Annotated in this window: 13 protein-coding genes; 12 read left to right on the top strand and 1 reads right to left on the bottom strand. The window is 30.5% G+C overall.

Annotated features, from left to right (window positions below):
• The first annotated feature begins 1 nt into the window (after position 1).
• Together DYE58_RS10180 and dprA are read left to right on the top strand one after the other, a co-directional pair.
• Positions 2–1,519, top strand: a complete 1,518-nt coding sequence (locus DYE58_RS10180; protein ID WP_115312286.1) for a YifB family Mg chelatase-like AAA ATPase — start codon at positions 2–4, stop codon at positions 1,517–1,519.
• Between the two features lies 1 nt (position 1,520).
• On the top strand, positions 1,521–2,585 hold the full coding sequence (dprA, locus tag DYE58_RS10175) for a DNA-processing protein DprA (RefSeq protein WP_245946088.1): 1,065 nt from the start codon (positions 1,521–1,523) through the stop codon (positions 2,583–2,585).
• A gap of 65 nt (positions 2,586–2,650) precedes the next feature.
• Here the strand turns inward: dprA and DYE58_RS10170 are convergent, their stop codons facing one another.
• A complete protein-coding gene (locus DYE58_RS10170; RefSeq protein WP_115312284.1) occupies positions 2,651–3,889 on the bottom strand; it encodes a hemolysin family protein in 1,239 nt (412 codons plus the stop codon).
• Between the two features lie 183 nt (positions 3,890–4,072).
• Between DYE58_RS10170 and sufC the strand changes: the two genes are divergently transcribed.
• From sufC to DYE58_RS10120, 10 genes are read left to right on the top strand one after another with little or no spacing between them, the layout of a single operon-like run.
• Positions 4,073–4,822: a Fe-S cluster assembly ATPase SufC gene (sufC, locus tag DYE58_RS10165; protein WP_115312283.1), complete on the top strand. Its 750-nt coding sequence runs from the start codon at positions 4,073–4,075 to the stop codon at positions 4,820–4,822.
• A gap of 30 nt (positions 4,823–4,852) precedes the next feature.
• Entirely contained in the window at positions 4,853–6,232 is a 1,380-nt protein-coding gene (sufB, locus tag DYE58_RS10160; protein WP_040553039.1) for a Fe-S cluster assembly protein SufB, read from the top strand.
• A 9-nt stretch (positions 6,233–6,241) separates the two neighbouring features.
• Complete coding sequence (locus DYE58_RS10155; RefSeq protein ID WP_115312282.1) at positions 6,242–7,249, top strand: SufB/SufD family protein; 1,008 nt, start codon at positions 6,242–6,244, stop codon at positions 7,247–7,249.
• 1 nt (position 7,250) lies between these two features.
• Positions 7,251–8,483 (top strand): aminotransferase class V-fold PLP-dependent enzyme, encoded by a 1,233-nt coding sequence (locus DYE58_RS10150; protein WP_004822802.1) that lies wholly within the window; start codon positions 7,251–7,253, stop codon positions 8,481–8,483.
• A complete protein-coding gene (gene sufU, locus DYE58_RS10145; RefSeq protein WP_004822801.1) occupies positions 8,473–8,925 on the top strand; it encodes a Fe-S cluster assembly sulfur transfer protein SufU in 453 nt (150 codons plus the stop codon). The genes DYE58_RS10150 and sufU overlap by 11 nt, the downstream gene beginning before the upstream one ends.
• Before the next feature lie 8 nt (positions 8,926–8,933).
• On the top strand, positions 8,934–9,344 hold the full coding sequence (locus DYE58_RS10140) for an RrF2 family transcriptional regulator (RefSeq protein ID WP_004822798.1): 411 nt from the start codon (positions 8,934–8,936) through the stop codon (positions 9,342–9,344).
• A gap of 2 nt (positions 9,345–9,346) precedes the next feature.
• Positions 9,347–10,465 carry a cysteine desulfurase family protein gene (locus DYE58_RS10135; RefSeq protein ID WP_004822796.1) on the top strand — a complete coding sequence of 373 codons (1,119 nt, stop codon included), beginning with the start codon at positions 9,347–9,349 and terminating at the stop codon, positions 10,463–10,465.
• A gap of 9 nt (positions 10,466–10,474) precedes the next feature.
• On the top strand, positions 10,475–11,722 hold the full coding sequence (locus DYE58_RS10130; RefSeq protein WP_245946086.1) for an AI-2E family transporter: 1,248 nt from the start codon (positions 10,475–10,477) through the stop codon (positions 11,720–11,722).
• Positions 11,723–11,771: 49 nt separating this feature from the next.
• Positions 11,772–14,393 carry an alanine--tRNA ligase gene (gene alaS, locus DYE58_RS10125; RefSeq protein WP_004822791.1) on the top strand — a complete coding sequence of 874 codons (2,622 nt, stop codon included), beginning with the start codon at positions 11,772–11,774 and terminating at the stop codon, positions 14,391–14,393.
• Between the two features lie 37 nt (positions 14,394–14,430).
• Positions 14,431–14,679, top strand: coding sequence for an IreB family regulatory phosphoprotein (locus DYE58_RS10120; protein WP_004822788.1), 249 nt, complete (start codon positions 14,431–14,433; stop codon positions 14,677–14,679).
• Positions 14,680–14,774: the final 95 nt, after the last annotated feature.

The following is a 14,774-nucleotide window of genomic DNA, read 5'->3' as shown; positions in this document are numbered from 1 at the left end:
TATGTATTCTAAAGTTTTGACTTGTTCTTTACAAGGATTAGAAGGAGATTTAGTAACTGTTGAAGCGGATTTAATGAGAAGTTTACCCAAATTTACAATAGTTGGATTGCCGGACACAGCTATAAAAGAGTCTATAGAGAGAGTTAGATCGGGGATAAAAAATGAAGGTTTAGAGTTTCCTTTGAGTAGAATAACTATAAATTTGCAACCTGCAAGCTTGAGAAAAGATGGCTCGCAAATGGACTTGGCAATAGCAATGTCAATACTATCTGCAAATCAATCTGTTGATATTAAAGAAGAATATATATACATTGGAGAATTGTCATTAGACGGTTCTGTAAATAAGATAAACGGTTGTCTAGCAATGGTAATTTCAATGCGTGAAAAAGGATTTAGAAAGTTTATAATTCCTTATGAAAATCGTGAAGAATGTTCAGTAGTTTTAGACGTTGAAATATACCCAGTTAAAACTTTAAGAGAAGTTGTTAGTTTTTTAAATGGCGAAGAACAAGTAGCTAGATATACTGAAGAATATCATATTGAAGATAAGACTTTTGATATAGATTTTTCAGATATGAAAGGTCAAGAATTTTTAAAGCGTGCTTTAGAGGTATCTGCCGCTGGGAAGCATAATTTACTTATGGTTGGTGAGCCGGGAAGTGGCAAGAGTATGGCAGCTAAAAGATTTCCAACTATACTACCGAGTTTGAATTTTGATGAAGCAATTGAAGTTACAAAAATATATTCAATAGCGGGTCTTTTGAAAGAATCAAAATTAATTACAAATCCTCCTTTTAGAGCACCTCATCATACTGCATCGGCAGTCTCTTTAATTGGAGGGGGGAGAATCCCAAAACCGGGGGAAATATCGCTCTCGCACAATGGTGTACTTTTTTTAGATGAACTTCCCGAGTTTCAAAAAACTGTTATAGAAGTACTGAGACAACCTTTAGAAGATAAAACTATAAGTATATCAAGGGCAAATGCAAGTTTAACTTATCCGTCAGATATTATTTTGATTGCAGCCATGAATCCTTGTCCTTGTGGATTTCATAATTCTAAGGACCATGTGTGCAATTGTAGTGCAGCTGATATAAATAGATATCTATCTAAAATTTCACATCCTCTTTTGGATAGAATTGACATTCATGTTGAGGTTTCTGCTGTAAAATATGATAAATTATCAAATGAAAAAATTGAATCGGAGAGTTCAAAAGTTATAAAAGAGAGAGTAGAAAGAGCAAGAGAATTACAAAAAGATAGATATAGAGATTTCAATTTCCAATGCAACTCTGAGATTAAAGAAAATATGATGGCAGAATTTTGTAATTTAAAAGAAAAATCTAAAAAAATTATGGATATGGCATTTAAAAAATATTCTTTTTCCGCCAGAACTTATAATAAAATACTAAAGGTTTCAAGAACAATAGCAGATTTAGAAAATCATAAAGATATAGAAGATACTGATATATTAGAAGCTATAAGATATAGGACAATGGATGTTAAATATTGGAGTTAATATGGAATACAGAGACTATATATTATATTTAAATTTAATTGGAGTTGAAAATATTGAAATAGAAAAAATTCAAGATTATCTATCTATAAATGATATACATATTTCAGAAATATTTTCATCTGAAGCAATTCAAAAAAATTTTTCAAAAGCAGTTAGAAATAGACTATCAAAATTTGATGAGGAAAAACTAAAACTTTTAGAGGAATATTGTTTTAAAGAAAATATAAATATCTTAACTTACATAGATGATGATTATCCAGATAGACTTAGATACATAGAAAATTCTCCGAGAGTACTTTATACAAAAGGCAAATTTTCTAAAGATGACTTTTTTAGCATAGGTATAGTTGGCTCTAGAAATCACTCAGATTATGGAAAAGTTGTTGTAAACTACATAGTGGATAATTTAAAGCCAGTAGGGGCAACAATAATTTCAGGGATGGCTTATGGAATAGATGCACTGTCACATAATAGGGCAATATTTAACAATATGAGGACAATAGCTGTTCTTGGAAGTGGGGTAGATGTGATATACCCTAAAGCAAACTCTCATCTCTATTCTGAAATAATAAACAATGGAGTTGTGTGTTCAGAATATCCTCCTGGAACCGCACCAAAGCCTTATAGATTTCCTCTTAGAAATAGAATAATTTCAGGTCTTAGTTTGGCTATAATTGTTGTAGAGGCTAGGAATAAAAGTGGCAGTCTTATAACTGCAAGGATTGCAGCTGAGCAAGGTAAAGAAGTTTTTTCAGTTCCGGGAAATATAAATAGTTTTTATTCAGAAGGCACAAATGCATTAATAAGAGATGGGGCTAATATATTGAGTTCTATTGATGAGTTGTTGGCAATACTTCCAAAGGTAGAGAAAAAGAAAACTTTTGAAGTGGATTTATCTGAAGATGAAATAAAAGTTGTAGAGTGTATAGAAAAAGGTGTCAATGAAATAGATGATTTGGCTAGAAATTTATTCATGAATGTTTCAGAACTAAGTAGTTTTTTAACTATTTTAGAGCTTAAAGAAGTGTTGACAGTTAATGGAAAAAGAATTCAACTAAATATGTAATTATAAAATTAAATACAATTTAAAATGCACCTAAATCTATAAAGGAATTAGGTGCATTAATTTTACTATATTTTTAATATTAACTTTTCTATTCTATTCTTAGAACATTTGTGAATTATAAATTTTAAATTATCAACGGAAATAACTTCTCCTTGAGTTGGGAAACGGTCAAGCTTTTCAATTAAAAATCCAGCAATTGAATCATTTTCATCACTTTTTAAATTGAGACCTAGTAAACGGTCAACTTCTTCTAAATTCATAGAGCCATCTATAAGATACTCTTTAGGAGCAATTTTTATTATTTCCTCATCTTCGTCTTCATCAAATTCATCCGATATAGAGCCGACAATTTTTTCTATTAAATCTTCAATAGTTATCATGCCTTCAGTACCACCATACTCATCAGTGACGATTGCAACGGAGACCCTTTTAGCTCTCATTTCATTAAAAAGAGGACCAATTGGTTTGTATTCAAAAGTATAGAATGGAGATTTTAAAATTTCCAAATTATCCTTTAATATAAAGTTTGAGTCAAACTTCAATAAATCTTTTACGTGAAGTATTCCGTATACATCATCTAAATCATCACCAAAAACAGGCATTCTTGAAAAAGATTCTTCTTGAACTACTCTCACTATTTCATCGTAAGTTGAGTTTATACTAAGTCCAACTATATCAGTTCTTGGAGTCATGGTATCTTTAGCTATACTTCCTCTAAAATCCATGACATTTTCAATTATTAAAGATTCACTTTTATCTAAAATTCCTTCTTCATAGCCCAAAGACACAGCATCAAATAGTTCATCTTCTGTAATTAATGGTTCTTTATAGTCTTTATCTCCACCGGTTATTTTAATAAGTACATTTGAAAGAAATCCTATTATAAATATAAATGGTTTAGCTATTGAAATAGAAATTTTTAAGAAAGAAGATTTTTTAGCTATAACTGTTTCATATTTTTGAATACCCATTGATTTTGGCCAAGTTTCTCCAATTATGATTATCAACATAGGAGATAGTACTGCTGATACTATAAAACCTATGTAATCATACAAATTATATAAGAATAAACTAAGAGAAACAGAAGCTAATATATTTGAAACGTAATCGCAGAACATTATTGAATGGTACAGTTTAGGATGTTCATACAAATTTTTAACAAGTTCAAAATTTATTGAATCTTCTTCTTCTAGTCTTTTTAATTTAAAACTCGAAAGAGTTAAGTAAGAATTTTCTATTAAAGTATATTCAAATGAAAAAAATAAAAATATTACAGACAATGCTGCAAAATAATACCGAGCCATATAACACCTCAAAGTAATTATACTTTTAGTAAATTATTTTGTCAAAATAAGAAAATTACAGATTTATATTAAAATCCTAGTAATTCTATATGAGTTTTTAAAAAATTATGTTATAATCTTAAAGTATTAATCGTAGTGGTTTACTATGAATTGGGTTTGTAATAAATATTGTAGGAGGAAATTATGAGTCGTGAACTCTTAAGAATTGAAAACTTAAGCGCAGGTGTAGAGGATAAAGAAATCCTTAGGAATATAAATTTGAAAGTTAATTATGGTGAAGTGCATGTAATTATGGGACCAAACGGTTCTGGTAAATCAACACTTGCCAATGTTTTAATGAATAATCCAGAGTATAGTGTAACTTCTGGAAAGATATTTTTAGATGGTGAAGATGTAACAGAACAAACAACTGATAAGAGAGCTAAAAAGGGTATGTTTATGTCTTTCCAAACTCCAATGGAAGTGAGTGGAATAACTGTTGAGAATTTTATAAGAACTGCTAAATCAACTATCCAAGATGAAAATATATCTATTTTAAAATTTAAAAAAGAATTAAAAAATGAAATGGACAAGTTAGATTTTGATGAATCTTATGCTTTAAGATATTTAAATCAAGGATTTTCAGGTGGGGAAATGAAGAAGAATGAAATTCTTCAAATGTTAATATTAAATCCTAAGTTAGCTATTTTGGATGAAACTGACTCTGGACTTGACGTAGATGCTACAAGAGTTGTGTCTGAAGGAATAGCAAGATTTGCTTCTGAAGATAATGCTGTAATTATAATAACTCACCATAGAGAGCTTATAAAGAGTATAGTTCCTGATTATGTACATGTGATTATAAATGGTGAAATTGTTAAAGAATCAGATGCAAGTTTAATAGATGAGATAGAAGAAAAAGGATTTAATTGGATAAGAGAAGAGGTGAAGTAAGTGGTTACCAAGAAAACTCAAATTGATGAAATGGATAGAGGGATCTATGACATCAAAAATTCTTTTTCATATAGATCTAAAACTGAACAAGGTTTATCTGAAGAAATTATAAGACAAATATCAAGCGAAAAAAATGAACCGGAATGGATGCTTGAGTATAGATTAAAGGCTTTGGGAATATTCAACTCACAAGAAAATCCTACTTGGGGACCTGATTTATCTGAAGTTGATATACAAAAGGTGACAACTTACATCAGACCGGATGCTGATCTAACTGATGATTGGAAAAATGTACCGGATGAAATCAGAGATACATTTGATAAATTAGGTATTCCTGAAGCTGAAAAAGAAGCTCTACTTTCAGGGGTAGGTGCACAATATGACAGTGAGGTTGTTTATCACAACATTCAAAAATATCTTTTAGACCAAGGTGTAGTTTATACTGATTTTGAAACTGGTCTTAGAGAATATCCTGAAATAGTAAAAAAATACTTCCAAAAATGTATAACTCCAACTTTGCACAAGTATGCAGCTCTTCACTATGCTGTATGGTCTGGCGGTAGTTTTGTGTATGTGCCGGAAGGTGTAAAGGTTGATGTGCCATTACAGTCTTATTTCAGACTTAATGCTCCTGGAGCAGGACAATTTGAACACACTCTTATAATCATTGAAGACAATGCGTATTGTCATTTTATAGAAGGATGTTCAGCTCCTAAGTACAATGTATTGAATTTACATGCTGGTGGAGTAGAGTTGTTTGTTGGCAAAAACGCAACTCTTAGATATTCTACAATAGAAAACTGGTCAAGAAATATGTACAACTTAAACACTAAGAGGGCTATAGTAGATGCGCATGGTAAAATTGAATGGGTTTCAGGTTCTTTCGGTTCTAAAGTGTCTATGTTGTACCCAACTTCTGTTTTAAGAGGGGAATATGCAAGCAGTGAATACACAGGTATTTCATTTGCAGGAGCAGGTCAAAATATAGACACAGGAGCTAAAGCAATCCATACGGCTTCTCATACAAAATCAACGGTAAACTCAAAGTCAATTTCCAAATCAGGAGGAGTTGCAGTATATAGAGGTTTGGTAAGTGTTTCTTCAAATGCACATGATGTTAAGAGTTCTGTATCTTGTGAGTCATTAATGCTTGATAGTGAATCAAGGTCAGATACTATACCAGTAATAGATATAAAAAATAAGCATGTTGACTTAGGACATGAAGCGAAAATTGGTAGAATATCAGACCAAGTAATTTTCTATTTGATGAGTAGAGGCATCCCAGAGTCTGAAGCTAAGGCTATGGTGGTTAGAGGGTTTGCAGAACCAATAGCTAAAGAGTTACCTATGGAATATGCTGTAGAAATGAATAACTTGATAAACTTAGAACTTGAAGGTTCTATAGGCTAGGAGGATAGAATGGGAAATAAGATATACGGAAATAACTTGTCTTTTAGAACATTTGATTCTTCAAATGTTAATCAAGTAGAGTTGGAATTACCGATTAATCTAGTTGATAAGATAGAACTGAAGGAAAGAGAATTTAAATCTGATTACGGTTTTTCTAAAGAAATAAAAGAATTAAATATAAATAATTATAATTATTATAAAAAAATAAAGGTTGAAAATGGTGAAAGTTTAAATAAAACAATCATTTACGACTCAAATGAAACTCTAGTTGAGCTGACAGATATTTATGCTGAATATGGAGCAAAACTTAACTTAGTTTTAAAATATGATGAAAATACAAAATCTGATTTTAGAAGTTCGCTTATAAGGTTAAAGCTTGAAAAGAATTCAATAGTGAACTTATTTATAGTTCAAATGGAAGAAAACAAAAAAGTTATTGAATCAATAATCACAGATATTGATGAAAGCGCAACTTTAAACTTGTTCCAATATGAAATAGGAAGTGTTGAACTATACACTAACTTAAAGGGTAATTTAATTGGTGAAGATTCAAATATAAATATAAATAGTATTTATTTTGGGTATGGAAAAAATGAATTGAATCTATTCTATGACATATATCACCATGCTAAAAAATCAAATTCAGATATCATGGTAAATGGAGCTCTTAGAGATGAAAGCTATAAGAACTTTAAATCAACATTAGATTTCAAAGAAGGCTCTAGTGGATCTATAGGTTCAGAGGAAGAATATGCAACTCTATTATCTGATGATGTTATAGCTTTATCTGTACCGGTTTTACTGGCTCATGAAGATGATGTACAAGGTAATCATGCTGCTAGTGCAGGGAAAATAGACACCGATTTATTATTTTACTTGATGTCAAGAGGACTCGACCAACAACAAGCAGAATCTTTGATAATTTTATCAAGATTTGCTAAGGCAATTGATTCAATTGAAAATCAAGAGTTAAAAGACTTAATCAATGATAGAGTTCAAGAAATAGTTAGGAGATAATATGCTTAATAGGGAACAAGTTGAAAAAATTAGAGAAGATTTTTCTTATCTAAAATCAGATAAAAAATATATTTATTTTGACAATGGAGCTACTACTCAAAAACCAAGACAAGTAATAGAATCTCTTGAAGAATATTATAATTATGAAAATGGGAACCCTCATAGAGGGGCCCATCATTTTGCTATGGAAGCTACAGATGTTTACGAAGGTGCTAGAGATAAAGTTAGGGAATTTGTAAATGCCAAGTCATCAAATGAAATTGTATTTGTGAGAAATGCAACAGAAGCTTTAAATTTGATAGCATATAGTTGGGCTTTAGAAAACTTATCTACTGGAGATGAAATTTTAATCTCAATTATGGAGCATCATTCTAACCTTGTAACTTGGCAATATGTTGCTAATAAGACAGGAGCAAAGCTTGTATATTTATATTTAGATGAAAATATGCAAATAACAGATGAAGAATTTGAAAGTAAACTAAATAAGAATACAAAACTATTTAGTATAACAGCAGCTTCCAATGTAGTTGGGACTATGCCTAATGTTAAAGAATTTATAAAGAAGGCTAAGAGTAGTTCTGGGGCAATTTGTATAGTTGATGCAGCTCAATATGCACCACACCACAAAGTTGATGTACAGGACTTAGATTGCGATTTTTTAGTTTTTTCAGGACATAAAATGGTTTCTGCTATGGGGATAGGAGTCCTTTATGGAAGAGAGGATATATTAAATTCTATGAACCCATATATGTATGGTGGAGAGATGATTGAATATGTGTATGAAGATAAAAGCTCATACATGCCATCTCCTCAAAGATTTGAAGCGGGTACAGTAAATGTAGGAGGAGCAAAATCTTTAAAAACTGCCATAGAATATATTGAAAAAATAGGTATGGATAATATCTATGAATATGAGTCTGAACTTACAACTTACTGTTACGATAAAATGAAAAAACTACCATTTATAGAAGTGTATACTACACCAGTTAAAGAAAGAAGTCCTTTAATAAGCTTTAATTTTAAAGATGCTCATCCACACGATGTAGCTTCTATTTTGGATAATTATGGAATAGCAATAAGAAGTGGACATCATTGTGCGCAACCATTACACAGAAAATTAGGAAATAACTTTTCTTGTAGAGCTTCATTTGCTTTTTACAATACTTTTGAAGAGATAGATTATTTTATCGAGCATTTAGAAGAAGTTAGGAGGATGTTACAAATTGAATCTTAATGATATATACACTGAACTAATATTAGAACAAAGTCGAAATAAGAGAAATAGAAGACATTTAGAAAATCCAACTCATGTTGAATTGGGACACAATCCTTCATGTGGAGATGAAATAACACTAGAGCTAAGAGTTAAAGAAGAAAAAATAGAAGATGCTTCTTATACTGGAATAGGTTGTGCTATCTCTCAAGCTTCTACTTCTATAATGATAGACACTATAAAAGGATTGGACACGCAAAAAGCTTTGGAACTTAGCAATAAATTTATAGCTATGGTAAAGGGAGAAATTTCAGATGAAGCTGATCTGGAAGATTTAGAAGATGCTATAGCATTTGAAAGTATTCAAAATTTACCGGCGCGTGTAAAATGCGCAGTACTACCTTGGTATACTTTGAAAGAAATGATAGAGACGGATATTGATAAAAAGAGTTTTAGTGTGTAGGTGAAAAAATGAAACTTTCTACTAAGGGTAGATATGGACTTATGGCAATGCATAGGCTTTCTATAAATTATGGGAAAGGTCCAATATCTATTAGCGAGATAGCTAAAGAAGAAAATCTGTCAGAAGCCTATTTAGAACAACTTTTTACATTATTGAAAAAAAGTGATTTAGTGAAGAGTTCAAGAGGAGCTAAAGGCGGCTATCAATTAAAAAAAGCTCCTAATGAAATAAAAATTGGAGAAATTTTAAACTCTCTTGAAGGAAATATATCTATATCTTGTAAAAATTTAAATAGCTCTGATTGTAGGGGATACAATGCTTGTGAAGGAAGTTCTTGTGCAACAAAAAATATTTTGGACACGTTACAAGAAAAACTTGATGGAGTTTTAGATTCACTCACTTTAGCCGATATGGAGTAGGTATGGAAATTTATTTAGATAATGCTGCTACAACAAAAATTAGTGATGAAGTATTTGGAGCAATGTTGCCATATTTAAAAGAATTTTATGGTAACGCTTCAAGTGTTTATTCAATAGGGAAAAAATCTAAGGAAGCTATAATAGAGGCTAGAGATTTAATAGCAAAGGCATTGCGATGTAAGAGTAAAGAAATATTTTTTACATCAGGTGGTTCTGAAGCTGACAATTGGGCTATAAAAGGTAGTCTTTTAAAATCTAAACACATACTTTCTACGCCAATAGAGCATGAAGCTGTTTTACAAAGCTTAGAATATATGAAAGATTTAGGCTATGAAATAGAATATTTAGATGTAAATAGTAATGGAATAGTTGAAATTGATTCTTTAAAAAGTAAGTTAAGAGATGACACAGCTCTTATTTCAGTCATGTATGCGAATAATGAGATAGGCACTATACAACCTATAAAAGAAATAGGAGAATTTTTAAAAGATAAAAATACATTGTTTCATGTAGATGCAGTTCAGGCTTTAGGTTCTATTGAAATTAATTTAAGTGAATTAAATGTAGATATGATGAGCTTTTCGGCGCATAAAATACATGGACCAAAGGGAGTAGGAGCTCTTTATATTAAAGAGGGCACAAAAATAAACTCTATGATAAATGGTGGTTCACAAGAGCGGAATAAACGAGCTGGAACAGAGAATGTTGCTGGAATAGTTGGGTTTGCAAAAGCTGTTGAAATAGCTCAAAAAAATGTGTATGTAAGAAATTCAAAAATAGAAAAATTGAGAGATAAACTCTTAAAAAATCTTTTGAGTTTAGAAGGAGTTTATTTAAATGGAGACCTTGAAAATAGATTAAAAGGAAATATAAACATATCTATGGAAAATGTTGATTCAAGCATTTTACTGATGAAATTAGATATGGAAGGTATTATGGCATCAATTGGAAGTGCATGCAATTCAGGCTCAATTAATCCATCATACGTTTTAAAAGCTATTGGTAGAAATGATGAGTTATCTAAAAATAGTTTAAGGCTTACATTAAATGAAGAAAATTCAGAAGAGCAGATAGACAGAGCTTCTGCTATAATAATAGATAGTATAAATTCTCTTAGATAGAGGTGTGATATGCAAGCGACAAAATTACAAAATATGGGTGTGGTGAATTTGACACCTGAGTTTTTAGTAATCGGTACAGCAACTCTTTTCCTACTATTATTATTTTTAACGATATACTATCTTATAAATATAGGGAACGTATATATAGAATCTGATAAAAGAATAAGAGTTGATTTAAAAGTTATTATAAATGTGTTATTTGCAATAATAGTTTTGTACATATTTAGAATAATTTTACAAAAATACGGAATAGTGGCAGATACTTTATGGGCCATATTTTTTGGTGCAGTAATTGCATTTGTTATTAATCCGATTGTAACTTTTTTGGAAACAAAAAATGTAAACAGAAAAGTAGGAGTATTGATTGTATACGTTAGTATTATATTAATACTTGGACTATTAATGGTAATTGTAATACCAAAAACTGTTCAAGAAATTACAAATTTATTGCTTAGAACACCAGTTATTTTAGAAAAATTAGGTACTGATTTTTCTAAAATAATGGAGAATTTAAGCAAGAATAATACATCTACAATTTATCAGTCTTTCGATTTAAAAAAAATAGGAGATGGATTTAGAGATTCTGTAATGAAACTTGTAAATAATTTGCAAGGTTCATTTGTAGACAGTTTGAAAAATGTAGGTAGTGGTGTTGGAGCAATATTCTCAAAGCTACTTAGAATTGTTTTAATGTTTATTTTTGCATTTTATTTTACTGTAGATAAGGATAAATTCAAAAATGGAATAGTAAAAATTTTACCTAGAAAATACAAAGAAGACATACTGTATCTTTCTATGAGGATAAATCAAGCATTACTTAATTTTGTTAAAGGAAGATTGTTATTAGCATTTTTTGTAGGTTTTTTCACAATGATTTATCTTTTAATTTTAAGGGTCGACTTTGCTGTTGTAATAGGAATTATAACTATGATAGCTGATATAATTCCTTATATAGGACCATTTATGGGATTTGTACCAGCAGTATTATTTGCTTTTATAGTATCTCCGTTTAAAGCTCTTTGGGTAGCGATATTATTTGTGCTGTTACAATGGGCTGAAAATAATATTCTTGCGCCAAAGTTAATAGGAGACAAAACAGGATTGAATCCAATTTTAGTTTTGATTTCCATTATAATAGGAGGAGGGATTTTTGGAGTATTGGGAATGATTTTATCTGTTCCTGTATTTTCTATAATCTTAATACTTGTTGACTACTTAAAAATAAAGTACAATGAAAGAAATAGAGATATAGTTTAATAACCTCCCTATTTAGGGAGGATTTTTATAATTGAGGTGTAAAAAAAGGATGAAGAATTTAAAACTCCAAGAAATTAGAAGTGAATTTTTAGAATTTTTTAAAAGTAAAGAACATCTTGTATTAGATAGTTTTTCTTTAATTCCAAAAGGGGATAAATCACTTTTACTAATTGGGGCAGGTATGGCGCCAATGAAAAAATACTTTACTAAAGAATTGACACCCCCACATAGTAGAGTTACAACTTGTCAAAAATGCATAAGAACAGGCGACATAGATAATGTAGGGAAAACTGATAGACACGCAACTTTCTTTGAAATGTTAGGTAATTTTTCTTTTGGAGATTATTTTAAAACTGAAGCAATAACTTGGGCTTGGGAATTTTTAACTGAAAGACTTGAGATAGAAGAAGAAAAGCTATGGGTTACTGTTTATGAAGAAGATGATGAAGCTTTTGCTATATGGAGAGATAAAATAGGTATTCCTGAGGGGAAAATAGTAAGACTTGGAAAAGAAGATAATTTTTGGGAACTTGAAGTTGGACCATCAGGACCTTGTTCTGAAATATATGTAGACAGAGGCGAAAAATATGGCTGTGACGACCCTAACTGTAAACCGGGTTGTGATTGCGAAAGATTTATAGAAGTTTGGAATCTTGTATTCACTCAATTTGATAAAGACGAAGAAGGAATTTATCATCCATTATCTCATCCAAATATAGATACAGGAATGGGATTGGAGAGAATTTCTACAGTTCTTCAAGGAACAAATAATATATTTGAAATAGACGCGCTACAAAATATAATAAAAGCAATTTCAAATATATCTGGAATTACTTATCTAGAAAATGCTAAAAAAGACGAGTCTATGAGAGTTATAACTGACCACATAAGAGCTATGACTTTTATGATATCAGATTCTATAAGACCTTCAAATGAAGGAAGAGGCTATGTTCTTAGAAGACTTATAAGAAGAGCAGCTAAACATGGCAAGAATTTAGGGATAAATGGAAGTTTCTTACATCAATTGACAGATGAAGTAATAGATTCATGGGGTAAGCACTATCAAGACCTTGAAACAAATAAAGAAAAAATTAAACAAGTTATAAAACTTGAAGAAGAAAAATTTGCTCAAACTATTGATAAGGGAACTCTTATGTTAGATGAAGAGATAAAGAATCTAAAAGAAAATGGATTAGACACTTTAAATGGAGATACAGCATTTAAATTATATGATACTTATGGATTCCCTATAGATTTAACTGAGGAAATTATAAATGATAACGGGTTAAAGTTAGATAGAGACGGTTTCTTTGCATTGATGGAAGAACAAAGAAACAGAGCTAGAGCTGCTAGAGATGATTCTGATGAAGTGGGATGGTCAAGTAACGAATCTGAAGGAATTTATGATGGTTTTGAAAATGAATTTGTCGGATATGATTTAAATGAAGTTGAAACAGAAATAACTCATATTTTATCATCAGGAAAAGAAGTTTCTGAATTAAATGAAGGTGAAAAGGGTGCTGTAATTCTAGATAAAACTCCTTTCTATGCACAATCTGGAGGACAGATTGGAGATACAGGAATTATCAGTTCTGATAACTTTAAACTTAAAGTGTTAGACACTAAGAAGGCAAAAAATGGAGTGAATATTCACTTAGTAGAAGTTGAAGAAGGTCTTTGTCAGTTAGAAAATGTAGTTGCCAAAATAGATCTAAAAAGAAGACAAGATATAAGACGTAATCATTCGGTTACTCATTTATTACATCAAGCTTTAAAAGATACTTTAGGAGATCACGTAAATCAAGCAGGCTCAGAAGTTGGCCCTGATAGGATGAGATTTGATTTTACTCATTTTGAACCAGTAAATGCTGAAATTTTAAATAAAATAGAAGAAATTGTAAACAGCAAAATATTTGACTCATTAGAAGTTAAGACTACTATAACAGACCCTAAAGGTGCATACGAAATGGGAGCTATAGGACTTTTTGAAGAAAAATATTCTGATGAAGTTAGAGTATTGAGCATGGGAAGTTACTCAATGGAACTTTGTGGTGGAACACATGTAAGAAATACTTCTGAAATAGGAATGTTTAAAATAGTTTCAGAAAGTGGTATATCATCTGGGGTTAGAAGAATAGAAGCTATAACTGGACCGGCTGTTTATGTATATTTAAATTCATTAGAAAACTTAAGAGATGAATCAGCTCAAATTTTAAAGACAACTAAGACAGAAGTTATATCAAAAATTTCAGCACTAGTTAATTCTGTAAAAGAATATGAAAAGGAAATAGAAGGCCTTAAACTTAAATCAGCAAAAGATGAATTATCTGGTATAATAGAGAATGTAAAGATTAAGAATGAAGTATCATATGTAACTTATAGTTTTGAAGGAGTAGATGTTAATACTCTTAGAAATATAGCAGATGATGTTAGAGAAAAAATGGGTAATATTATAGTATTACTTTCTACGGTTGTAGATGGAAAAGTTAATTTTGTATGCGCTGTTTCTAAAGAGTTAATTTCTAAGGGATATTCTGCTGGGAATATCGTAAAAGAAGTTGCTAAAATAGCTCAAGGTGGCGGTGGCGGTAGACCAAATATGGCAACTGCAGGAGCTAAAGATGTTAGTAAAGTGCAAGAAGCATTGTCAAAATTAGAGGAATTGATTTAATGTAAGTATTTCTATGTTATAATTACAGGAGGAATATATGAACGATAAAAATCAAACACAGATTTTCGAAAAGCAAGCTTTAGAATCAGAAATATTTAAAAATATTTTAAAGACAGTTTATGTAGCTTTGGAAGAAAAAGGGTATAATCCAATAGACCAAATAATAGGATATATTTTATCCGGAGATCCAACATATATAACTAGTCATAATAATGCAAGATCCATCATTCAAGAAATTGAAAGAGATGAACTTTTAGGTGAATTATTAAGATTATATCTTAAGTAATTCACTAAAAAATAATAAGCTGTTAAATATAATGAGATGGATTTCCATCTCATTTACATATTGAAGTTTAATAGCCAATATGTACCTTTGAGGTT

The sequence above is a fragment of the Peptoniphilus indolicus genome (assembly GCF_900454665.1).
In the GTDB taxonomy this organism is placed as follows: domain Bacteria; phylum Bacillota; class Clostridia; order Tissierellales; family Peptoniphilaceae; genus Peptoniphilus; species Peptoniphilus indolicus.
The sequence above is the reverse complement of the archived record's forward strand: the minus strand, read 5'-3'. Positions and strand labels throughout refer to the sequence as shown.